This is a genomic window from Ruegeria sp. AF2 (assembly GCF_056542025.1).
In genome coordinates this window covers 1,013,271-1,035,203 of sequence record NZ_JBQFZC010000001.1, presented here as the reverse complement: position 1 = coordinate 1,035,203, position 21,933 = coordinate 1,013,271, and the positions used below count along the sequence as shown (strand labels likewise).

Annotated in this window: 21 protein-coding genes and 2 tRNA genes; 13 read left to right on the top strand and 10 right to left on the bottom strand. The window is 56.4% G+C overall.

Going from position 1 to position 21,933, the window contains the following annotated elements:
- The first annotated feature begins 21 nt into the window (after nt 1-21).
- A complete protein-coding gene (locus ACR0NM_RS05090; RefSeq protein ID WP_480613509.1) occupies nt 22-879 on the top strand; it encodes a class I SAM-dependent methyltransferase in 858 nt (285 codons plus the stop codon).
- A gap of 1 nt (nt 880) precedes the next feature.
- Here the strand turns inward: ACR0NM_RS05090 and ACR0NM_RS05085 are convergent.
- The 4 genes from ACR0NM_RS05085 to ACR0NM_RS05070 form a co-directional block, all read right to left on the bottom strand.
- Nucleotides 881-954 (bottom strand) — tRNA-Gly (locus ACR0NM_RS05085).
- 111 nt (nt 955-1,065) lie between these two features.
- The gene (locus tag ACR0NM_RS05080; RefSeq protein WP_480613507.1) at nt 1,066-2,130 is read right to left on the bottom strand and encodes a methyltetrahydrofolate cobalamin methyltransferase; all 1,065 of its coding nucleotides are present in this window, start codon (nt 2,128-2,130) and stop codon (nt 1,066-1,068) included.
- A 9-nt stretch (nt 2,131-2,139) separates the two neighbouring features.
- Complete coding sequence (locus ACR0NM_RS05075) at nt 2,140-3,066, bottom strand: methylenetetrahydrofolate reductase (RefSeq protein ID WP_170610761.1); 927 nt, start codon at nt 3,064-3,066, stop codon at nt 2,140-2,142.
- Nucleotides 3,067-3,092: 26 nt separating this feature from the next.
- Nucleotides 3,093-3,389 (bottom strand): virulence factor, encoded by a 297-nt coding sequence (locus ACR0NM_RS05070; protein WP_480613505.1) that lies wholly within the window; start codon nt 3,387-3,389, stop codon nt 3,093-3,095.
- 241 nt (nt 3,390-3,630) lie between these two features.
- Here ACR0NM_RS05070 and ACR0NM_RS05065 point away from each other — a divergent pair, with 241 nt between their 5' ends.
- Nucleotides 3,631-4,743 carry a Ppx/GppA phosphatase family protein gene (locus ACR0NM_RS05065; protein ID WP_170393015.1) on the top strand — a complete coding sequence of 371 codons (1,113 nt, stop codon included), beginning with the start codon at nt 3,631-3,633 and terminating at the stop codon, nt 4,741-4,743.
- Nucleotides 4,743-5,459, top strand: a complete 717-nt coding sequence (locus ACR0NM_RS05060) for an RlmE family RNA methyltransferase (RefSeq protein ID WP_170610764.1) — start codon at nt 4,743-4,745, stop codon at nt 5,457-5,459. The genes ACR0NM_RS05065 and ACR0NM_RS05060 overlap by 1 nt, the downstream gene beginning before the upstream one ends.
- 6 nt (nt 5,460-5,465) lie before the next feature.
- Here ACR0NM_RS05060 and ACR0NM_RS05055 read toward each other — a convergent pair whose 3' ends face one another.
- The 3 genes from ACR0NM_RS05055 to ACR0NM_RS05045 form a co-directional block, all read right to left on the bottom strand.
- On the bottom strand, nt 5,466-5,660 hold the full coding sequence (locus ACR0NM_RS05055; protein WP_170393013.1) for a hypothetical protein: 195 nt from the start codon (nt 5,658-5,660) through the stop codon (nt 5,466-5,468).
- 91 nt (nt 5,661-5,751) lie between these two features.
- On the bottom strand, nt 5,752-7,656 hold the full coding sequence (locus ACR0NM_RS05050) for a cytochrome c3 family protein (RefSeq protein ID WP_480613924.1): 1,905 nt from the start codon (nt 7,654-7,656) through the stop codon (nt 5,752-5,754).
- A complete protein-coding gene (locus tag ACR0NM_RS05045; RefSeq protein ID WP_170393012.1) occupies nt 7,656-8,513 on the bottom strand; it encodes a YihY/virulence factor BrkB family protein in 858 nt (285 codons plus the stop codon). Before ACR0NM_RS05045 ends, ACR0NM_RS05050 begins: the two co-directional genes overlap by 1 nt.
- 158 nt (nt 8,514-8,671) lie before the next feature.
- On the opposite strand from ACR0NM_RS05045, the gene ACR0NM_RS05040 reads away from it, so the two are divergent.
- The gene (locus tag ACR0NM_RS05040; protein ID WP_170393011.1) at nt 8,672-9,763 is read left to right on the top strand and encodes an AI-2E family transporter; all 1,092 of its coding nucleotides are present in this window, start codon (nt 8,672-8,674) and stop codon (nt 9,761-9,763) included.
- Nucleotides 9,764-9,770: 7 nt separating this feature from the next.
- On the opposite strand, the gene ACR0NM_RS05035 is transcribed toward ACR0NM_RS05040, so the two are convergent.
- Complete coding sequence (locus ACR0NM_RS05035) at nt 9,771-10,367, bottom strand: Crp/Fnr family transcriptional regulator (protein ID WP_480613503.1); 597 nt, start codon at nt 10,365-10,367, stop codon at nt 9,771-9,773.
- A 275-nt stretch (nt 10,368-10,642) separates the two neighbouring features.
- Here ACR0NM_RS05035 and ACR0NM_RS05030 point away from each other — a divergent pair, with 275 nt between their 5' ends.
- From ACR0NM_RS05030 to cls, 3 genes are read left to right on the top strand one after another with little or no spacing between them, the layout of a single operon-like run.
- Complete coding sequence (locus ACR0NM_RS05030; protein WP_255612093.1) at nt 10,643-12,253, top strand: arylsulfatase; 1,611 nt, start codon at nt 10,643-10,645, stop codon at nt 12,251-12,253.
- A gap of 60 nt (nt 12,254-12,313) precedes the next feature.
- Complete coding sequence (locus ACR0NM_RS05025) at nt 12,314-13,288, top strand: HAD family hydrolase (protein ID WP_480613501.1); 975 nt, start codon at nt 12,314-12,316, stop codon at nt 13,286-13,288.
- 23 nt (nt 13,289-13,311) lie between these two features.
- Entirely contained in the window at nt 13,312-14,724 is a 1,413-nt protein-coding gene (cls, locus tag ACR0NM_RS05020; protein WP_480613499.1) for a cardiolipin synthase, read from the top strand.
- On the opposite strand, the gene ACR0NM_RS05015 is transcribed toward cls, so the two are convergent.
- Complete coding sequence (locus ACR0NM_RS05015) at nt 14,721-15,323, bottom strand: potassium channel family protein (protein ID WP_370644421.1); 603 nt, start codon at nt 15,321-15,323, stop codon at nt 14,721-14,723. The two genes, cls and ACR0NM_RS05015, sit on opposite strands and share 4 nt — an antisense overlap.
- Here ACR0NM_RS05015 and ACR0NM_RS05010 point away from each other — a divergent pair.
- The 4 genes from ACR0NM_RS05010 (at nt 15,322) to ACR0NM_RS04995 (ending at nt 20,244) form a co-directional block, all read left to right on the top strand.
- Nucleotides 15,322-15,969 (top strand): ABC transporter ATP-binding protein, encoded by a 648-nt coding sequence (locus ACR0NM_RS05010; RefSeq protein ID WP_480613497.1) that lies wholly within the window; start codon nt 15,322-15,324, stop codon nt 15,967-15,969. The genes ACR0NM_RS05015 and ACR0NM_RS05010 overlap by 2 nt on opposite strands.
- On the top strand, nt 15,966-18,380 hold the full coding sequence (locus ACR0NM_RS05005; protein WP_480613495.1) for an ABC transporter permease: 2,415 nt from the start codon (nt 15,966-15,968) through the stop codon (nt 18,378-18,380). Before ACR0NM_RS05010 ends, ACR0NM_RS05005 begins: the two co-directional genes overlap by 4 nt.
- Complete coding sequence (locus ACR0NM_RS05000; protein ID WP_480613493.1) at nt 18,370-19,404, top strand: lipocalin-like domain-containing protein; 1,035 nt, start codon at nt 18,370-18,372, stop codon at nt 19,402-19,404. Before ACR0NM_RS05005 ends, ACR0NM_RS05000 begins: the two co-directional genes overlap by 11 nt.
- 615 nt (nt 19,405-20,019) lie before the next feature.
- On the top strand, nt 20,020-20,244 hold the full coding sequence (locus ACR0NM_RS04995) for a hypothetical protein (RefSeq protein WP_170393004.1): 225 nt from the start codon (nt 20,020-20,022) through the stop codon (nt 20,242-20,244).
- Nucleotides 20,245-20,660: 416 nt separating this feature from the next.
- Here ACR0NM_RS04995 and ACR0NM_RS04990 read toward each other — a convergent pair.
- A tRNA-Leu gene (locus ACR0NM_RS04990) sits at nt 20,661-20,746 on the bottom strand.
- 145 nt (nt 20,747-20,891) lie between these two features.
- Between ACR0NM_RS04990 and ACR0NM_RS04985 the strand changes: the two genes are divergently transcribed.
- Both ACR0NM_RS04985 and ACR0NM_RS04980 read left to right on the top strand, forming a co-directional pair.
- Nucleotides 20,892-21,470 carry a YqaA family protein gene (locus tag ACR0NM_RS04985; protein WP_170393003.1) on the top strand — a complete coding sequence of 193 codons (579 nt, stop codon included), beginning with the start codon at nt 20,892-20,894 and terminating at the stop codon, nt 21,468-21,470.
- Nucleotides 21,467-21,931 (top strand): disulfide bond formation protein B, encoded by a 465-nt coding sequence (locus ACR0NM_RS04980; protein WP_170421771.1) that lies wholly within the window; start codon nt 21,467-21,469, stop codon nt 21,929-21,931. The genes ACR0NM_RS04985 and ACR0NM_RS04980 overlap by 4 nt, the downstream gene beginning before the upstream one ends.
- Nucleotides 21,932-21,933: the final 2 nt, after the last annotated feature.

The following is a 21,933-nucleotide window of genomic DNA, read 5'->3' as shown; positions in this document are numbered from 1 at the left end:
CCCCATCCACAGGAGGCGAATATGACATCAGTGAACGAGGAACAGGCGGAATTCTGGGGAAACTCGGAACAAGGCACCAAATGGCTGACCTATGAGGATCAGCTTGACCACGCCTTCGCGCCCGTTCTTGATCTCGTTCTGGACCGGGCCGCCCTGTCGGCGGGTATGCAAGTGCTGGATATCGGATGCGGCACAGGCGTCAGTGCAATCGCAGCGGCGCGTGCGGTTGGGGCCGAAGGACACGTATTGGCGGCCGATATATCGCAGCCGTTTCTGGACCGCGCAGCCAAACGTGCTGAAAGCAACGGGATACAGACTATCACTTTTCAGCACGCGGATGCGCAAACCTACGCGTTTGAACCCGGACAAATGGATGCCGCAATCTCCCGGTTTGGTGTCATGTTCTTTAGCGACTCGATCGCAGCATTCCGAAACATCGCCTCGGCACTGAAACCCGGTGGGCAAATGACGTTCGCTTCCTGGGGGCCATTGGACGTCAACCCGTGGTTCAAGATACCCCATGTCGCCGCCGTTCGGCGAATGGGTCAACCGCCCCGCGTAGACCGCTATGCGCCCGGGCCGCTGGCGTTCCACGACATCGACCATGTCAAAGGTCTGATGACCCAAGCGGGGCTGTCTGAAATAGCCGGCGACGCGATCACAGTGAACCTGACGGGTTTTGGCGGCGTTGAAGGCACGGCGAGGCTGGTGACACGTGTTGGTCCTGCGGGCCGTGTTGTTGCTCATTTCGAAGGGAGTGAGGCTGATACTGACGCTATTCAAGAAGCGGTCGCAAAAGAGTTCCGACAGTATCAGTCTGGTTCGGAGATCCTCATCCCGGCGATGATCAACCTCTATCAGGCCCGACGCGCAGAATGATTGGAGCGGGTAGCGGGAATCGAACCCGCGCGTTCAGCTTGGGAAGCTGACAGGCTACCATTACATCATACCCGCCGCTGGGCATTGATTAGCACTGCTCTTTACTGGGGTTCAAGGGTCAACAAACGCTGACGAATCGAAAAGGCCGGATCAATAAATCCGGCCCAATCCATTGTTTTATTTACCTTAAGCGCGGCGACGACGACCACCGCCACGACGTCCGCGTGCACCCTCGCCTTCGGCTCCGGCCTCAGCGGGTGGTTTGTTGAACCTGATCCACTCACCGCCATGTGCGTCGTTGTTGGTCAGCAGGTTGGCGGCGCGGATGGCCTCCATCTCTTTGCCCGCACGCGGAAGGGTCGAACCCAGACCGAACATCTGTACAAAGGTTTCGTCGTCCATATCCTCGGGCAGAATGATACCGGCGGCAGCAACGGCCTCTTTCTTTTCAGCAATCTTCTTCTGCGTAACCGGCAGAGCCACCGGGTTCATGATCGCTGAAGTCATTCCAGCACCCATTGCCATCGGCAGGAAGGCGTTGTTGATACCGTGACGGTTCGGCAGGCCGAACGAGATGTTGGACGCACCGCATGTGGTGTTCACGCCCAGCTCTTCCCGCAGACGACGGACCAGAGCAAACACCTGCTGGCCAGCAGTTGCCATCGCACCAATCGGCATGACCAGCGGATCGACCACGATGTCATGAGCCGGGATGCCGTGATCGGCTGCACGCTCAACGATGGTTTTGGCGACGGCAAAACGCACATCAGGGTCTTCCGAGATTCCGGTGTCATCGTTCGAGATCGCCACAACGGGTACGTTGTATTTCTTGACCAGTGGCAGAACCAGTTCCAGACGCTCTTCTTCACCGGTGACCGAGTTCAACAGCGGACGACCTTCCGCCGCCTCAAGACCGGCTTCCAAAGCGCCTGGAACCGAGGAATCGATGCAAAGCGGTACATCAACAAGCCCCTGCACCAGCTCGACGATCTTGGTCATCAGCGGCGGCTCGGTCTCGTTCGGGTTGGGGTTCGAGTTGTAGACGACGCCTGCGTTGATATCCAGAACGGTCGCGCCTGCAGCGACCTGCGCCAGAGCATCCGTTTCGACTGTCGAGAAATCGCCTGCTTCCAATTCGGCAGCCAGTTTCTTACGGCCCGTTGGGTTGATCCGCTCACCGATAACGCAGAACGGTTCGTCAAAGCCCAGAACGGCAGTTTTTGTTTTTGATTCTACGACTGTACGGGTCATGTCCGTTCCTTAGGAGTTAACTGGCTTTGCCGAAGCGCCGCCGTTGTTGATCGCCCAGTTGGCGTTGGTCTTGATCCCCCCCAGCGGGAAGAAGTGAACCTTGGTGATATTGAAATCCGGGTTGGCCGCTTTGTGATTGGCCAGTTCGGTGACCACATCGGTTGGCTCGTAAGGCAACAGCAGCTTGGACACGTCCATGGCGCGCTTCTGCAGGACTTTCAGCGATGGACCAACGCCGCAGGCGATAGCGAATTTGATCAGCGTCTGCAGCTTCGCCGGGCCCGCGATACCGATATGGATCGGCAGATCAATACCCGCTTCTTTCAGGCTATCTGCCCAAGCGATGATCGGCTTGGCATCGAACGCAAACTGAGTGGCCAGCGCCATTTCGGCGTCGGTGGTTTCCGAAAACTTCTGCTTCCAGCGCAGCGCGTCATCGACATTCTTGGTAGAGCCGTCGGGATCGATATCCTTGTTGCCTTCGGGGTGACCGGCTACGTGCAGTCGCTTGAACCCCGCCTTGTCGAACAGTCCGGTTTCCAGCAGCTGCATCGAGCTGTCGAAATCACCATGCGGTTTGGCGACCCCACCGGCCAGCAGAAGCGCCTGCTCGACACCCGCTTCACCCTGATACATGGAAATCCAGTTTTCCAGCGTCGCGGCATCCTTGATGATCCGTGCCGGGAAATGCGGCATGACAGGGTAACCTTCGTCCGCGATGCGCTTGGCGGTTTTGACCATGTCTTCGATTGGCGTGCCCTCGATATGGGCGATGTAGACACGGGTGCCTTCTGGCAGCAGCGCGCGGAAATCTTCGACTTTTTCCGCAGTGCGCGGCATCACCTCGATCGAGTAGCCCTGCAAAAAGGCTTCGACGGTCGGGTTCACAGGTCCGTTTTCGACCGCATCACGTTTCTTGAAGTTCAGCAAAGCCATAGCGGCCTCCCATAAAGATCTGGGGCTCATGCCCAACCGTCATTGGCGATCAGGGTCTTGATACGGTCCTGATCGTACTCTGTTTCCAAACGCGCGGCCTCGGCTTCGGCAATTTCGGACGGGTCGCCATCAACTGCGAAAGGCTCGGCTTTGCGCCACTCGGCCAGATAGGCATCACTATCCTTGGCGTTCACCTTCATTGCGGCCCGGTCGATGGCTTGTTCAAACCGCTCTTCCAACTGCCGCTTAGCGCCACGACGGCCCTTGCCGACGATGACTTGGGCGGGAATATCGCGCCAATATACGATGGTGACGTCAGGCATTACCGTGATTCCTCCTAACCAGATGGACCGGTTCTAAACTTCAATGTGGGTCCAAGTCGGTCGATTTTCGACATACGGCGTATTTGCAGCGACCTTTTTGCCCACGGCTGCATACCGCAGCTTTTAATGCCTTGGTGGCCAAAACCGAACATCAAAATCCTAATGACTTTAATGAGCGTCTTGCGTGATCCAATTGCGCGACCTATGGTCGGGGTAACTCGAAAATCGGAGGGCGTTTAAGATGGCGCCCAAGCGTCCCAGAGGTGCGGGCGCGTTCCCGAAAGCGGTCGAAAGCCCCGCGCCGGCAAGACCCGATCCAGATGCGTTGTATGCGGCACTGGATTTGGGGACAAATAGCTGCCGCATGTTGATCGCCCAGCCCAAGGGCAGTGGATTTCATGTGGTGGACAGCTTCTCCAAATCGGTGCAGTTGGGTGCCGGTCTGGAACGCACCGGGCGATTGTCGCGGGCGTCCATGGCACGTACCGTACAGGCGCTGCGGATTTGTCAGCAAAAACTCAAGCGTAACAAGGTCAAGCGCATGCGCTTGATCGCAACCGAGGCTTGCCGTCGCGCCAAGAATTCACGCGATTTCATCCGGCAAGTTAAACGCGAAACCGGCCTGACGCTCGACATCATCCAGCCCGAGGAAGAAGCACGTCTGGCTGTGATTTCCTGTGCACCGCTGGTGTCGACCAAGACCGAGCAATTGTTGGTCGTCGATATCGGCGGCGGCTCAACCGAACTGGTCTGGATCGACATCTCCTCTGTTCCTCGTCGGGATCGGCCTGCCGCGATTATGAGATTGCATAACGGGTTCCACACGCCTGAAAGCCCTTTCCCTGCGGCCAAGGTGGTCGATTGGATCAGCGTCCCGCTGGGCGTGGCAACATTGCGTGATCAGTTCAACGACGTCGAAGACGATGCCGCGCGTTTTGCGCTAATGAGCTGGTTTTTCGAAGAAAATCTGGCCGATTTCGCACCTTACAAGGATGAACAGGCCCGCGAAGGGTTTCAGATTGTGGGCACCAGCGGAACGGTGACCACTGTCGCCGCCTCACACCTTGGCCTCAAGCGCTATGACCGGACGAAGGTGGACGGATTGCGGATGACCAGCGATCAGATTGACAAGGTGATACGAGGCTATCTAGAACTCGGCCCTCGTGGGCGCCGCCGTGATCCCCGGATCGGAGAAGATCGGCAGGCCCTGATCATGTCCGGCTCGGCCATCTTGCAGGCGCTGTTGCGCTGCTGGCCCACCGATCGCCTTTCTGTGGCGGACCGTGGGCTGCGCGAGGGTTTGCTTTATGCGCAAATGAGTGCGGACGGTGTATTGGAAGACGGACCGTTCTGATGGCGAAGACACCAACTGGCAAAAGCAACTCGGGTCGCGGGCAACGCGACCTGAAGGTGAAGGTCAAGACAGCGCGCGGGCGCAAGCTCAGCTCGACCCGCTGGCTGGAACGGCAGTTGAACGACCCCTATGTCAAACGCGCGCAGGTCGAAGGCTATCGCGGACGCGCGGCATTCAAGATACTTGAGTTGGACGACAAGTTCCGGTTTCTCGTACCCGGCGCGCGCGTAGTCGATCTGGGTTGTGCGCCCGGTGGCTGGCTGCAAGTCGCCGTGAAACGCGTCAATGCACTCGGCGAGAAAAGCGGCAAGCGCGTCGGCACCGTTCTGGGGGTTGACCTTCAAGAGGTTGAGCCCGTCGCCGGTGCCACCGCGCATGTCCTTGATTTCATGGAAGATGACGCCGATCAGAAGGTCAAGGACTGGCTGGGTGGCAAAGCGGACGTGGTCATGTCTGATATGGCGGCTGCGTCTTCGGGCCACAAACAGACTGACCACCTGCGGATCATGGCCCTGTGCGAAACGGCGGCTTATTTCGCGTTCGACGTGCTGGAAGAGGGCGGCACTTTCGTTGCCAAGGTGCTTGCTGGCGGGGCTGAGGGGGACCTTCAGAAACTGCTCAAGCAGAAATTCAACAAGGTTGCCAATGTGAAGCCTCCGGCCTCACGTTCTGATAGTTCCGAGAAGTTTGTTGTCGCCACCGGCTTCCGGGGTTAAGCGGCGTTAATCCAGATCGATCTTTCCCGGCGCTATGCTCTGTTTCCGCAGAGACGCTGCAGCTATGCCTTGCAGCAATAGTGCTTCGCCATGATTGATATCGACAGGCTTGCGCGCGCGCAGCTCTTCAATACGCTGGTCAAGCGTCGTTTTACGGGCCGCCGTCAGCGGCTTTGCGAGGGTAGCTGTGCGATCCGGCATACATCACCTGTAGCAATCCGAGTGCTTATACCGGTTGGCTAACCGCAGAATGCGCCGTGAAGATGGCGCAAATCTGCCAGTTCCATGCCAGTTATCTCCCGAGTTCCTGCGCCAGTTGCATTAAGTTTGGATCATCGGGAAGAACTAACAAGGCCTCGTCCAATGTCGCCAACGCAGCCTGAACACCGCGATTGATGTGGGCAAGTTGAACCAGCATCGGCCAAGCCTCAACGCGCTGCGGGTCGAGCGTTACAACCTCGCGGAATGCACGTTCTGCAGCCGGCGCGTTTCTGAGCGTAAGCGCCCAGCCACCCAGCACCAAATGGGTCTCTGGAAAGTCCAAACGATTGGAAATGCTACGTTGCCAATCCACCATGCCCTGCTGCGCGCTTGCGCGTTGGTCTTGCGTCATGGCCTGCGCTGGGATCGATAAGAACTCTTTTGCAGCCGAGATGCGTACATTGCGCATGGGGTCGGATAACAACGGCTCTAACCGCGAAGCGCGCAACTGGGCAGGAACCTGACGCTGCAGTACCGGTCCATTGGCTCGTATCAGTGGGTCCGGATCGGTCAGCAACGGTGCTAGACGCTCGGCAAGATCAGGCGTTGCAAAAGGTTGCAACAAATACAGAGCGGTTGCGCGAACGATACCTGCCTGCCCTTCATCCAGAGCGATCGCGACCAGCGTTTCAGGGTCGTCCAATTGACCTCTGCCTGCTGCTGCAAATGTCGTGCCATAATGCGCCACTCTATAGGATGATTCCGGGAACCAGAGTTCAATCTGCTGCGCCGCCCAAGACTGATCTTCATCCGCATGGCAATCGGTGCAGGCATCAGTTCCGAGCCCCAGATCAGGGCGGGGAATGCGGAAGCTGTGATCGCGCCTGCCATCTACCCCCATATAGACACGCTCGATCATGTGGCAGTTCTTGCATTGGGCACCCGCAGAATTTTCAGCATGTTGGTGATGCGCGGGCGTGTCATATTCGGCCAGCCGAAGGGTCGGGAAATCCGGGTTGCCAGCGGGGGAGTGGCATTGGGTACACAACCCATTACCCTCGGCTTTCACCTCAGCCCGGTGCGGATCGTGGCAATTCATGCAACCCACCCCTTCTGCATACATGCGCGACTGCAGGAATGAGCCATAAACATAGACCTCGTCCAAAATCTGGCCATCTGGGTGATACAAACCTGGTCGCAGCAACGCCAGGTTATAGGCGTCGTGATACGGCTTGCCGGGAAGCGGATTACCATCTTCCAACGCCTCGCGCCGGGAATGACAGCCGGCGCATTGCTGAATTTCCGCTTCTGTCTGCCCCCTGCCCCATGTCATAGGGAATCCGAACTCGCTCAAACCTTCTTGCAACACTTTTCCGGTCGTCCACTCCAAATGCGCAGAACCCGGCCCGTGGCAAGCCTCGCACCCGACACCAATTTCGACCTGTGTCGAGGCATAGCGCCTTTCCTCAGAGTCGTAGTTCTTCACATAACCGGTCGCATGACACTCGGCACAGCGGGCGTTCCAGTTTTTGTACGGACCGGTCCAGTGCAGCCCATCATTCGGAGGCAGATCCTGATCCGGGTAAAGGTGGAACCAACGGCCCTTTTCGACGTCCCAAACCACATCAAAACTCTGCAATCGGCCGGGTTCGGTTTCGAAAAGATATTGCTGTAGCGGCGCGATACCGACCACGGAATGGACCGGATAGGTCGTTGTAACGCCGTCTTTTTCGATGACTTGCGCCGTAAGAGCTCCATCTTGATCCGCAAAGGCCACGCTCATTCCATCATGCGAGAATCGTGTTCCATCGAAATCAGCCTGAACATGGCCGTCCTCCACCTCGGTCCAGGCAAGCGCATGGTATGAGCTTTCCCAGGCTTCGGTTTCTTCCTTATGACAATCCGAGCACGCGTCTGATCCAACATAGTCCTGCGCCTGCGACTGCTGCGCGGTCGCCCAAAGGATCGCGATCACCAAGATTGCGCGGAGATACATCATTGCCCCTCTTCGTTTTGCAAATCGATCAGCGCGCCGTTGTATTCGGCCCCGAGGATCAGCATGGCCGAGCATAAGTATAGGAAAATCAGCGCTGCCATTGCCCCTGCAAGCCCGGCATACGTCGCGCTATAGGTCGCAAACTTGGCGATGTAGATTGAAAAGCCCCATCCACCTGCAGCCCACAAAGCCAATGTCAGGATTACGCCCGGCAAGATCTGTAGTAGGCTGTGCCGTCGGGTGGGCAAGATCAGATGGGCCAAAAGAACGGTGCCAGCGGGGACAGCCACGGTAAAGGTCCATCGCAGACGATCCACCGACAGCCAGTTGTCCACATCCACTGCCGTCTTTTCCGAAACCAAACGGGTATAGACCGGTAGAACGACTTCGACCGCCGCGATGGCCAGAATGGCAGCACCGCCGATTATGACCAGCACAAAGCACAGCAGTCGGGTCTTCCAGAACGGCCAATTGTCCGTGTCGTGATAGGCCTGTGCCATCGCCTTTCGCACAGCGGCGACACCGTTTGAGGCAAAGTAGATCGCCAACAAGCCACCCAAAGTGATCACGCCCGAGCCCGCACCGGCCAGAACAGCACGCAGTTCTGAAACGATGGGATCGGCCACATCTTTGGGCCAGGCGCCAAATATCAGTTCGATCAGTTCATCGGTCACATAGCCCTGTGACAAGGCCCCTGCCAACGCGACCGTGAATAGAACGAATGGAAACAGGGCCATCATCAACGACATGGCGACGTGGCTGCTCATGACGAAGCCGTTTTTGTCATTAAATCGGCGCACAGCAAGCCAGAGCGCACGCAGGAATTGGCCGAACGAGGGAATCAAAACAGTTGGCATTGCGCTAGCCTAGCCTGCCTTTTCCTTTGGCAGAACCGCCAATCGGATCAGGCCACCGATTTCATGCGTATAACCTTCTGTATGGATTGCATAAACCCGCCAGCCTGTGCAGGATCAATCAAAACACATCCAGGCAGCACTCAGACCAAGGCCATCTTATGACCTCTGACCCAGAAAACAGCCCTTCCCGTGCGCGTCCGCAACTGAGCGTATTGCGGGATGTAGCGATCGTGGCCACGCTAATGGTGCTTGGCCTCTATGCAGGGGCAAACTTTCTGGTGCCGTTGACCATGGCGTTGCTGGTCAACGTGCTGATCCTGGCCCTTAGCGACCGGGTCATTGCAGTGACGCGGGTGCCAATCTGGTTGGCGAATGTCGCGGGAGTAACGGTTGTATTGGCCGGTTTGTTCATGATCATGTACATACTGGGCAGTCAGGCCACGCAGTTTGCACGCTCGATCAACACCTACGAAAGCCAGTTTGACGGGGCTGTTCATAGAATTACCGGGTTGGTCGGCAACGATGTCACAAGTTTTATCCGAGACAATCTGGTCAGCATCGATATGTCCTATGTCGCTCGGATATTGCTGGGCAGCGCCACATCACTGCTTAACCAGTTCTTCCTTATCAGCCTTTATGTCGCCTTTCTGATGGCCGAGCGGTTGGCCTTTCGCAAGAAAATCCAGCTTGCCGCCGGCAACCCACGGCTGGGGGCTGACCTGGCCTTGGTTCTGGATGCGATTTCGTACAGCCTGCAGCGATATGTCGGCGTGAAGACCTTTATCAGTCTGATCACCGCCACCATCAGCTACGCCGTATTCAAAGCGCTGGGTCTGGAATATGCTGAAACCTGGGCCGTGCTGACTTTCGCCCTGAATTTCATCCCGTCAATCGGTTCGATCATCGCCGTCATCTTTCCCGCAATGATCGCTCTGGTTCAGTTTGAGACGATCGGGCCATTTCTCGTGATCGTTCTGGGGTGCGGCACACTACAGTTTCTAATCGGCAACTTTCTGGATCCGGCTATGCTTGGCCGATCGCTGAACATGTCGACCTTCCTAGTGATTTTGGCATTAACTTTCTGGACTACGGTCTGGGGTCTGATCGGAGCGTTCCTGAGTGTGCCTTTGACCGTCTGCATCCTGATCATCTTCAGCCACATCCCCGCGCTGCGCCCTGTCGCGATCTTGATGTCTTTGGATGGAAGGCTTGGCGAGGATGATCGGTCGTCAACCGAACATTCGGCTTGAAGGTCCGTCAACTTTGACAGCTAGCGACGAGGGCGCGTCGATCTTTCAACCTCAGCCGACCATACCCGCCTTCGATCAAGTCCAATTCGATAAGCCTGTGTAATGCTCGGTGAAGCGTTGGCGCAGAGACTGCAATCATAGCCGCCAGCTCCTCCTGCGAAACCGGTATCCAACCCTCTGCATCGGATGTCACCTCATCCAGATGCAGCAGCCTCAAAACCAGCCGTTTCTCGGTGCCGGTCACCGCAAGATTGGCTACGATACGCAGGGCTTTTTGCATGTTTTCATGACTTAAGGCGTAGAAATCCCGAACAAAGTCAGGAGAATCCTGCACCAAGCGTTCTAACCGCGGGGCCGGAAAGAAAAGCGTCTCGGTTGGACGAGTCGCTACCACGCTGATCAGCCGATGCGCAGTCGCAAACAACGCGAGATCGCCGATCCAAAAGCCACGTCCCTCTTGGTGTATGACAAATTCCTGACCGTCATCTGCGGGGACGGTGATCTTAACACTACCATCCAATACAGCGTGGATCCCGTTGGCGGGATCACCCTGGACAAACAAAGCTTCGTCAGCACCGTAAGTTCGGCGCACGGCGCTGCGCATCAGAGCATCCTGAAAGGCGGGAGATCTGGTTTTGAACCAGGAACTTTCCTGCAGCGCGTCTAGATCAGTTTCAATTAATGCCATCTATATATTTAAACTTCATCATATGATAAATTTCAATCAGGCTCACTGGCCTACATTACTTACACACGAATCCCGCAATCTGGCTATTTTCGCGGGATATCCAATGCTTAACGACTGCAACTAATCCTATTCTGGACACAAGTCTCAGATAGTTCACAGGGACAAATTGTCCACAAGTTCAGGAGTAAAACATGTTAACTACAACCCGGTTCTTGGAAAGCTGGCGTATCGGACTGCGCCGTACCGCAGCAGCGTCGATTGCCGTTCTGGTCGCACTGCCCGCATGGGCGCAGGATCAAAAACCCAACATTCTGGTCATTTGGGGCGATGACATCGGCCAATCCAACATTTCGGCCTACACAATGGGCCTTATGGGATACCAGACCCCCAATATCGACAGGGTCGCCGATGAAGGCATGATCTTCACCGATTATTATGGCGAGCAATCCTGTACAGCTGGCCGCTCATCTTACATCATGGGCCAATCGGTGTTCCGGACTGGACTGTCCAAGGTTGGCTTGCCTGGCGCTAAAGAAGGGATGCAGATCGAAGACCCCACGATTGCAGGGTTGCTTAAGGATCATGGGTACGTAACCGGCCAGTTTGGCAAGAACCACCTGGGCGACCGGGATGAGCATCTGCCGACAAATCACGGATTTGATGAGTTTTTTGGGAATCTCTATCACCTCAATGCCGAAGAAGAACCCGAGCATGAAGATTATCCCGGGGACGCGGTTCTGCCCGACGGGCGCACGTTCCGCGAGGCCTATGGTCCGCGCGGTGTGATCAAGTCCAGCGCAGGCGGCCCCATCGAAGACACCGGTCCACTGACACGCAAACGCATGGAAACGGTGGATCAGGAAACCCTGGAAGCTGCCGTTGAGTTCATTCGTGAGGCCAACCAGAACGGCACACCATTCTATGTCTGGTGGAATGGCACACGGATGCATTTCCGCACTCATGTCGGGGAAGAAATGCGCGAAACAGCCAACGAAATCCTAGGTAGTCCGGCCGATGAATACACGGCGGGCATGATCGAACATGACATTCAGGTCGGCCAACTGCTTGATCTGCTGGACGAACTCGGCATCGCCGACAACACGATCGTTCATTATTCCACCGATAACGGCCCGCATTACAACACATGGCCGGATGCCGCTTCGACACCGTTCTGGGGCGAAAAGAATACCAACTGGGAAGGCGGCTGGCGCGTACCATCCATGGTGCGTTGGCCCGGTAAGATCGAAGCGGGTTCGATCTCGAACGAAATCGTGCATCACATGGATTGGCTGCCCACCTATCTGGCGGTCGCTGGCGACCCCGAAATCAAGGAAAAGCTGAAAGCCGGCTATTCCTCACCTGCCATGGGTCGCGACTACAAAGTGCATCTGGATGGCTACAACATCTTGCCGCTACTGACCGGTGAGACCACTGAAAGCCCCCGCCGTGAAATCTTTTATTTCACGGATGACGGCGACCTGTCCGCTTTGCGTTTTGACGACTGGAAGCTGATCTTTTTGGAGCAAAAAGCATGGGCCACCCTGCGCGCATGGATGGAACCATTCACAGAACTGCGCGTGCCGATCATCGTGAATTTGCGCCGCGACCCTTATGAGCGTGGATACCGTACATCCAACACATACTACGACTGGATGATCGACCGAGTGTATTTCCTAGTACCGGCGCAGCAATATGTGGCGAGTTTCCTGAGTACTTTCCAAGAATTCCCACCACGTCAGAAGGCGGCGAGCTTCAGCCTGGATCAGGTGATGCAGAAATTGGCCACACCGACTTCGAACTAGAAAACAAGACAGGGGCCGTCTTAAAGCGCGGCCCCTTTTTCCAGTATCAGAGGCTATTACATGAGATTTCTCAAACTCACGGCGTTTATAGCCACCGTCCCCCTTGTGGCGTTCGCAGACCCCCTGCCCAGCTGGACCGACTCGGCATCAAAACAGCAGATCATCGACTTTGTTGACGCGGTCAGCGACCCGGCGAATGAACTCTATGTCACTCCCGCCGACCGGATTGCGGTGTTTGACAATGACGGCACGCTCTGGGCTGAACAACCGGTCTATTTTCAGTTCATATTTGCCATGGACCAACTGGCAGAGCTTGCTAAACAAGACCCATCGATCTTATCGACCCCAGCGTTGAAAGCGGCTGCTGAGGGTGATCTGAAAACCATTCTGGACGGCGGGCACGACGCTCTGATCGAAGTGGTCAACGCATCGCATTCCGGCAGCAGCGTTGAAGTATTTCAGGCGTCGGTGGCGGATTGGCTGGACACTGCACGACATCCCGAGACCGATCTGCCCTACGACCAGATGACCTATCAGCCGATGGTCGAGCTGTTGCGCTACCTGCGGGATGAGGATTTCAAAACCTATATCGTTTCAGGCGGAGGCCTGCATTTCATGCGTGTCTTCGCCGAACAGGCATATGGCATCCCGCCCGAACAGATTCTGGGCACCTATGGTGAGACCACGTATGACAATGTGGACGGCACGCCTGTAATCAACAAGGCCCCCGGCATCGCCTTCATCGATGATAAAGAAGGCAAACCTATCAATATCGAGCGCACCATTGGCAAGCGCCCCATATTTGCCGGGGGAAACTCGGACGGGGATTTTGCCATGCTAGAATGGACCACCGCAGGCGACGGGCCACGGCTGGGCGTTTTGATCCATCACACTGATGCGGATCGCGAATGGGCCTATGATCGCGAAAGTCCGATCGGGCGTCTGGTCGATGGGTTGGACAAAGGCCCGGATATGGGATGGGTCATTGTTGATATGGCCAACGACTGGTCCCGCATCTACACTGGGGCAAACTAAGCAACCCGGATCGCTGCGCCCCGATGTGGACATTACTCGTCTCGTTTTTTCTGTTTTCACTCTATTGCGTAGCGGTCGTCTTTGCAGTTCGCGCTGCGCAGACTGCACGCACACCTCAAGGCGCGGTAGGCTGGGTTGTGTTCCTACTGTCGGCTCCGATGTTTGGCGTGCCGCTGTATCTGTTCCTCGGTCACCATCGGTTCAGAGGATACCGGATCGCTCGGCAAGAAAGTGAGCGCGTCGTCGAAGGGATCAAGACCTTTGCCGATTTCTCGAAACCCGACCCTCAAACGATGCGAGTCAATCCTCGCGCGTTTGAAGCGTTGGCCCATTTGCCCGTCTCACGTGGTAATGGAGCCGAGCTGCTGATCGACGGCGAAGCTACGTTTGATGCCATTCTCGACGCCATAGATAAGGCCGAGAATTACGTTCTGATCCAGTTCTACATCGTCCGGGATGATGATCTTGGGCGAAGGGTGCGGGACCGGCTGATCGCCGCGGTCAAGCGTGGCGTACATGTTCGGTTCATGACCGACGCGGTGGGTAGCTATGGCCTGCCGTCCAGCTATTTTGAGACGCTGCGCCAGGCCGGTGTGGATGTTGCAGATCCCCGCGAACAACGCGGGCCCAATTTCCGGTTTCAACTGAACTATCGCAACCACCGAAAAACTGTGATCGTGGATGGCGATGTCGGCTTTATCGGTGGTCACAACATCGGCGTTGAATACTTGGGGCAAAGCCCTCGGTTCGGTCGCTGGCGGGACACGCATATCAAGATGACCGGCCACGTAGTACGGCAACTGCAATTGATTTTTACCGAGGATTGGCACTGGGCGCGCAGCGAAGACCTGATCGACCAACTCGATTGGGCTGGAACTGAATCTGATCAGGACATGAATGCGCTGCTGGTGGCAACGGGCCCGGGCGACGAAACAGAAACCGGCGCAATGATGTTCTTTGCGGCCATTTCTGAGGCGAAAGAACGGCTTTGGATCGCCTCGCCCTATTTTGTGCCCGACATCGACATCATGACCGCGCTACAGCACGCGGCGTTGCGTGGTGTGGATGTACGAATACTCGTGCCGGATGTCATCGACCATCGTCTGCCCTGGCTGGCCGCTTTTGCCTATTTCGACGAAATCCGAGACTGTGGCGCCCGTGTGTTTCGCTATACCGACGGCTTCATGCATCAAAAAGCGTTTGTTGTAGACGATACCTTGGCCGCCGTTGGCACCACCAATCTGGACAACCGATCTTTCCGTCTGAACTTTGAAGCGATGGCCCTGTTCTTTGACCGTCGCGCAGCAGAGGCCGTTGCCGCAATGCTGGAAACCGATTTTGAAGCAAGTTACGAATTGACCCGCAATTTGCCCCAGCAACCGTTCCACATCCGTTTTGGTGCGCCGCTTGCACGGTTGTTTGCACCGATCCTCTAGTTCAGGAACCGTTCTTCAAACACCCGCGTCATGAGGGCCACAAGGAACGCGGTTGACAGCCCAAAGGCCAGTAGGCCCGTGACCGATGCAAACGCTCCGAAGATGCGCAGCCCTTCGCCCAAGACGATGTCGCCGTAACCCAGCGTTGTGAACGTCACCAATGAGAAATAGAGGGCCGAATTCCAATCCGGCAGCACATCACCCCACACCCAGACAATCGCCCAGATCCAGACCTGAACCGTATGGGTCAGTACGATAAACACCAGCGCCACGCTGATCGGGCCTGCGGTTGCAAGGATAGTGCTGCGTGTCTCCCATTTCGCGACCAGTTTTCGGATGACCAGAACGCACCATGTCAGCAGCATGATTTCGATCAGAAAACAAATACCCAGATAGAAGCTGCCCCAAATGATTTGTTGCGACAATGTCATGTAAACGGCCTTTGTTCTGATCGCTGAAAACTGTGCCAGCATGGGGGTTTCGCGCGTTGCCGACAACCCCATGCGATGCGTAAGGCTGCGGCGAATAGAACCGATCTCGGCTCTGGACACTGGCGCGCCGCGTTGCACATTGTGACGGGACCAGATGAGAGTTTGCATGTTGCTATCAATTGATCACGTTCGAAAATCCTATCCCGGTGGGCGACCTGTCCTGACCGATGTTTCATTGACGCTGGAACAGGGGCAGACCTTGGCGCTGACCGGAGAAAGTGGCAGTGGCAAAAGCACATTATTGCATCTGGTGGCGGCGCTGGATGGGTTTGATGGCGGAGAGATTACTCTGGACGGGCGCGCCATGTCGGCCCTGAATGATGCGGAACGCGCCGAATTGCGTCGCGGCACCCTGTCTCTGGTCTTTCAGCAGTTCAACCTGATCCCGTCGCTGACCGTTGCCCAGAACCTCTCGATCCATGCGCGACTTGCGGGTCGGGACGACCCGGATTGGGTTGTCCACCTGACCGAGCGCCTTGGCCTGAGCGAATTGCAAGACCGCTACCCCGAGAACCTTTCGGGCGGACAGCAGCAGCGGGTTGCCATCGGACGCGCCATGGCGATCCGACCACGATTGCTGCTAGCGGATGAGCCGACGGGCAATCTGGACGAAACAGCAAGTGCGGTGGTGCTGGACCTGATGCTTTCATTGGTTGCCGAGACCGGCGCTGCGCTCCTGCTGGTCACCCACTCGAATGACATCGCCAGCCGTCTCGACCGACGTGCCCACCTGACGGGCGGGCATATCGCATGACACGCGCTGCGGTCCTGGCGCTGGTGTCCCATTGGCGGATGCACCCATTGCAATTGATGACGCTTCTGACGGGTATCGCGCTGGCAACTTGTCTGTGGTCGGCCGTGCAAGCCATCAATGCCGAAGCGCGCGCGAGCTATGAACGCGCCAGCACCCAGCTTGCCATCGGACAATTCGACGAATTGCGCGCCTCCGGTTCCACGATCCCTCTTTCCCGCTACGCCGAGCTCAGGCGCGCAGGTTGGCAAGTGGCGGCCGTCTTAGAAGGCACGCTGCGCATCAAGGACCGTTCCGTACGTCTGATGGGGGTGGATTTGGTGGCCTACCCTGTCCTGCCCGCGATCACCCAGATCGAGCAAGGCGCGGATGCCCCCGACCCAGCTGATATGCTGACAGCTCCGGGGCGGCTGCTGATGTCACCCGCCCTGGCCCCGCTGTTTCAATCTAGTGACGACTTCCCACCGGTACTTTCCAGCACCGCGCTGCCAGCTGATCTGGTGCTCACCGATATTGGAGTGGCCGAGCGTCTTCTGAACCGTCCCGGTCAGATTTCCCGTCTGGTGATCTTGCCCAATCAGCCCCGTGGGGTCCCATCTCTGTCAGAACTTACGCCTGAACTTCAACGCATTAGCCCCTCGGCCCAGTTGGATACCGCGCAGCTTACCGACAGCTTTCACCTGAACCTCTCAGCCTTCGGCTTGCTGTCTTTCGCCGTCGGCCTGTTCATCGTTCACGGAACGGTCGGCCTCGCCTTCGCGCAGAGGCGTGGCACTATCCGTACATTAAGGGCGTTGGGCCTTCCCATGCGGGACCTGATCTGGATCGTTCTGGGTGAATTGCTTCTCTTGGCCCTGATCGGTGGCCTGTTCGGGTTAATTCTGGGGTATTTTCTGGCTGGAGCCTTGTTGCCTGATGTCGCCGCCACGTTGCGCGGCCTCTACGGGGCAACAATCGACGGGCAGATGTCATTACGCCCCCAATGGGTCGCCGCAGGTCTTGCGATGGCAACAGGCGGCACGTTGGCGGCCAGTGGCCACGCTCTTTGGCGACTTTCGCGCATGCCCATCCTCGCAGGGCCGGGCTTACAAGCTTGGCGTGGCAATAAAGCCTCGGCCCAGATTACAGGCGCATGTGGCCTAGCCCTGCTAGCAGTGGGCTTTATCGCATATTTCACAATCGGCGGACTTATCGCAGGATTTGCCTTGCTTGCCGGGATGCTGACCGGAGCGGCCTTGTTGCTGCCGCTCGCACTGTCAGGGATATTGACCTTGTGCCTGCGCCGGGCCCGCACGCCTGTTGGTCAATGGGTGCTCGCGGACATGCGGGCGCAATTGCCCGGTCTGTCACTTGCGCTGATGGCCTTGCTGCTGGCGCTCGCCGCGAATATCGGCGTCGGCACAATGGTTTCAAGCTTCCGCCTCACCTTTACTGGCTGGCTCGATCAACGGTTGACCTCCGAACTTTACGTGACCGCAGCCGACAATGCACAAGGCGCAGCCCTTATCGATTGGCTCGACCCAAGGGCGTCAGCTGTCCTACCAATTCGCAGCACCGAATTGCCGCACGAGACCGGGCCGTTGTTTCTGTACGGGATTGTTGATCACGATAGCTATCGCAACAACTGGCCACTGATCGCCAAGGATCCCGACGTCTGGGACAACGTCCTGTATCGCGGCGCCGTACTCATCAACGAGCAACTCGCACGACGCGCGGATCTATGGCCTGGAGATACCATCTCGATCACACCCGAGCACAGCTTGCCGATTGCAGGTGTCTATTCCGATTACGGGAACCCGACAGGTCAGGCCATAGTCGCTATGCCGATGCTAGATCAGATTGCCCCGGATACGGATACACGCCGCTTCGGCATCCGCGTCATACCGGATCAAGCCTCGGAGCTGGCACAGGCGCTGCGTGACCAATTTGACCTACCCCCATCGGCAGTTGTGCAGCAGGCCGCTATGAAAGCGCAATCGATGGCTGTTTTTGAGAAAACCTTCGTCGTCACCTCAGCGCTGAATGTGCTGACACTGGGCGTTGCGGGGTTCGCGATACTCACCAGCTTGCTGACACTGTGGACCCAGCGCCTGCCTCAGGTCGCCCCGGTCTGGGCGCTGGGTCTAACGCGCGCGCAACTGGCCAAGCTAGAGCTTCTGCGCAGTGTCCTGCTTGCGGTGATGACCGCTTGTCTTGCCCTTCCATTGGGCCTTGTATTGGCATGGGTGCTGCTGGCCGTGATCAACGTGCAGGCCTTCGGATGGCGCTTGCCCATGTATTTGTTCCCAACTGACTGGCTGAGCCTGTTCCTGCTGACTCTGGTTGCCGCCGTGCTCGCAGCAGCCCTACCCGCATTACGATTGCTCCGCCTGCCACCTGCTGCGCTGTTGAGGGTTTTTGCCAATGAACGTTAAAGCCTTCATTCTGTTCATCCTCCTTCCAATTACCGGTTGGGCGCAGGGTTATGCCGGGTTGGGCGGCAATGCGGATGGCTTTACGCGTCCTGAACCGGACTACAGCTTTCAGTTTCCGCAAGATCACGGCGCCCATCCTGATTATCGGATTGAATGGTGGTATCTGACGGCAAACCTCAAAGACGCAGAGGGCCGCGACTATGGCATACAATGGACCCTGTTCCGTTCGGCACTGAAACCATCCGAAGCTGACGGCTGGCAAAACCCACAGATCTGGATGGGCCATGCCGCGCTCACAACCCCAGAAACACACTATTTCGCCGAACGACTCTCTCGCGGCGGTGTCGGACAGGCTGGCGTTACGGCCCAACCGTTTGAGGCATGGATCGATGAATGGCACATGCGCGGCGATGATTTGGAAACCCTGAGCCTGACAGCAAACGGATCAAACTTTGGGTATGATCTGACTCTGAAGGCCCAAGGCCCATTGGTGTTTCACGGGGCCGAGGGGTATTCGGTGAAATCCGCCGATGGTCAGGCCAGCTATTACTATTCACAACCCTTCTACTCGGTCGAGGGCACGCTCCACCTGCCCAACGAAGATGTCGAAGTCGCCGGCCAGGGTTGGCTGGATCGCGAATGGTCTTCGCAACCCTTGGCCGAAGATCAAAGCGGCTGGGACTGGTTCTCGCTCAGCTTTGACGACGGTGACAAGCTGATGGCCTTCCGCCTACGCGGGGATCGAGGGGATTTCACGGCCGCTACATGGATTGAGCCTGATGGGCAAACGACCCCCCTACCTGACGGCTCAGTACTGCTAGAACCCCTTGAAACCGCCCGCGTGGCACAACGTGACGTTCCGATCAAATGGCAGGTGTCGTTGCCGGATCGCGGGATCGATGTTGAAGTCGATGCCATAAGCCCGAAGGCTTGGATGGGAACCCGGTTCGAATACTGGGAAGGCCCAATCACCATCACAGGTAGCCACACAGGACGCGGATATCTTGAGATGACGGGGTATTGAAGTTGAAATTTCGTGTTCTTTCAAGCTAGCGGATGTCCCCAAACGGGGTCAGAGCTTGCTGTTCAGGGTCATGCAATACCCAGAGCCCACTTATTCAAATTCGAGACCATGTAGAAATCCAGTTCCCACTCCTGGTCATATTCAGAAACACAAGAAACAACACGCCGAGCCGTCCCACACATCATAGTGATATTCCCGAGCTGTTTGCAGGACGTTGCTGGTATTTGATGTCGGAGCTGAAGATCAGTTTCACGACACTGAACCTCGTCGTATTATAACATACTCTGCTATCCTGAGTGCGATAAACACCCGGTCAGGATTGCACATATTATTAATCGATGGGAGGCGAGGGAATCAGAAAAATCGCTATGTCATAACACGTTAACAAAACACGCAAGGAATAGGCAGAAGACTTGCAATAGCTGTCTGGTCTGAGCGAGGCGCAAGCCAAACATTTTTCCATTTCGCTCATGCGGTTGTGCGGAAAATTGAAAAATTCGATCAAATCCACTAGTGTTCAAAACACGGCAATTTCGCCCGTTTCAACAAAACTATTTTTAACTAATCGAATTCGGGCGTTGCCTGTTACACACACTTATTTGAAAGGAATTGAAAATGGCTAATGGCGTTGAAGTGAGCCGCGAAGAGATCGAAGCCTATTTGAACTCACTCGATCTAGGGCAACCAGAACAGGTAAAAGGTATCGATTTTTGCGATGCGTGGCCTGTGGTACGAGTGGTTCTGGAAAAGATCAAAGAAAAGGCGAACGGTGCAACCAAATTTATCATCAAGTGGATCATTGAATTACTTGATGCCTACTACGAGCAAAAGTGTAGCTAACGCTCTGCCCGCTGCGTTCTACGCAGCGGGTCCCACCCACAGGTCAATTACAAAGCCGCCATCTCGCGCGACTGGGCATCAGAACTATTAAGAATTGCTGGATGTGACTACTTCAGAGTTCCGCGATTTAGTGGACAATGGCGCGTTGCCTCAACCAATATCGCACTGGCGGGATCGAGCGCTGGAACGCGCGTGATTAGCACCCATTCTGAATACCGAAACCGACCGTCCAGAAAATGTTATGGAAGTGTGAAATATCTGCATAAACCTAGAATTGTGAAGCCACGGCTTGTCCAGAAATGGCGATATGACTCGTGCATTCAAAGCAAACTCGTTGATGAATCAAAACAATTCAAAGTAAATGTCCCCAAAAGAAAAAACAGCGAGCCGGCTCCCCTAACTCACTGTTTTTACTTTGGTACCCAAGGCCGGACTCGAACCGGCACGGTATCACTACCGGGGGATTTTGAATCCCCTGCGTCTACCATTCCGCCACTTGGGCCACGAACACTGGATTAGCGCCCTACCGAGAGAAGGTCCAGAGGCAAAAAACAACCACTGCTCTGAATGTTTCATCGAAGGAGGTTGACGGTCAGTCGGGTGCATGGTTTGGCTTGCCGCAGCGGTTACCAGGATACTTATTCTTCATGTTGCGATCCCTTTATGACTGGACCATTCGTCTGGCCGAACATCCTCATGCGCTCTGGGCGCTGGCTGTTGTGGCTTTTGTCGAAAGTTCGTTTTTTCCGATCCCACCCGATGTTTTGATGATTCCCATGATCCTTGCGCGTCCGTCGCGGGCCTGGCTGATCGCGACGGTCGCCTTGGTTGCCTCGGTGCTGGGTGGGATATTGGGTTATGCAATTGGGGCATTCTTTTACGAAAGCCTTGGGCAGCCTGTTCTGGAAGCCATGGGCAAAGCCCACGCAATGGAAGAATTCAATACCCGCTTCAATGATTTCGGCTTCTGGGCCGTGCTGGCGGCTGGTGTGACGCCTTTCCCATATAAGGTCATCACCATCATGTCGGGCTGGACCGGGATGCCGATTGGGACGTTCATAGCCACCTCGATCCTGGCGCGCGCCTTGCGCTTCTTTCTTGTGGCCGGGCTGCTGTGGAAATTTGGGGAACCAATCCGTGACTTCATCGAAAAACGGTTGGGTTTGATGTTTACCCTATTCATAATCCTGCTGTTTGGCGGCTTTCTTGTGGTGAAATACTTATGACGCGCAAAAGACTTCTGGTTCTGGTTGCCGCATCCGGCTCGGCCGCGTTGCTACTTGGGGCTTGGGGCTTTCAATACATCGGTGGGCTCGCGCCGTGCAAAATGTGCATCTGGCAGCGGTATCCCCATGGTGTCGCAGTGATTCTTGGTGCTCTAGCCTTTGCCTTCCCGGGCGTCCGCCCCCTGCCCCTACTAGGCGCTCTGGCCGCGGCCACAACGGCGGGAATAGGGTTTTACCATGCTGGGGTCGAGCAAGGCTGGTGGGAAGGCCCATCGACCTGCACATCTGGTGATATCGGCGGCCTGAGTGCAGAAGAGTTAATGGATCAGATCATGTCCGCCCCGCTCGTGCGTTGCGATGACATCCCGTGGGAGATGTTCGGGATTTCCATGGCGGGCTGGAATGGATTGATTTCGACGGGTCTGGTCCTGATCTGGATCGCAGCCTGGCGCGCGCGCTAGGG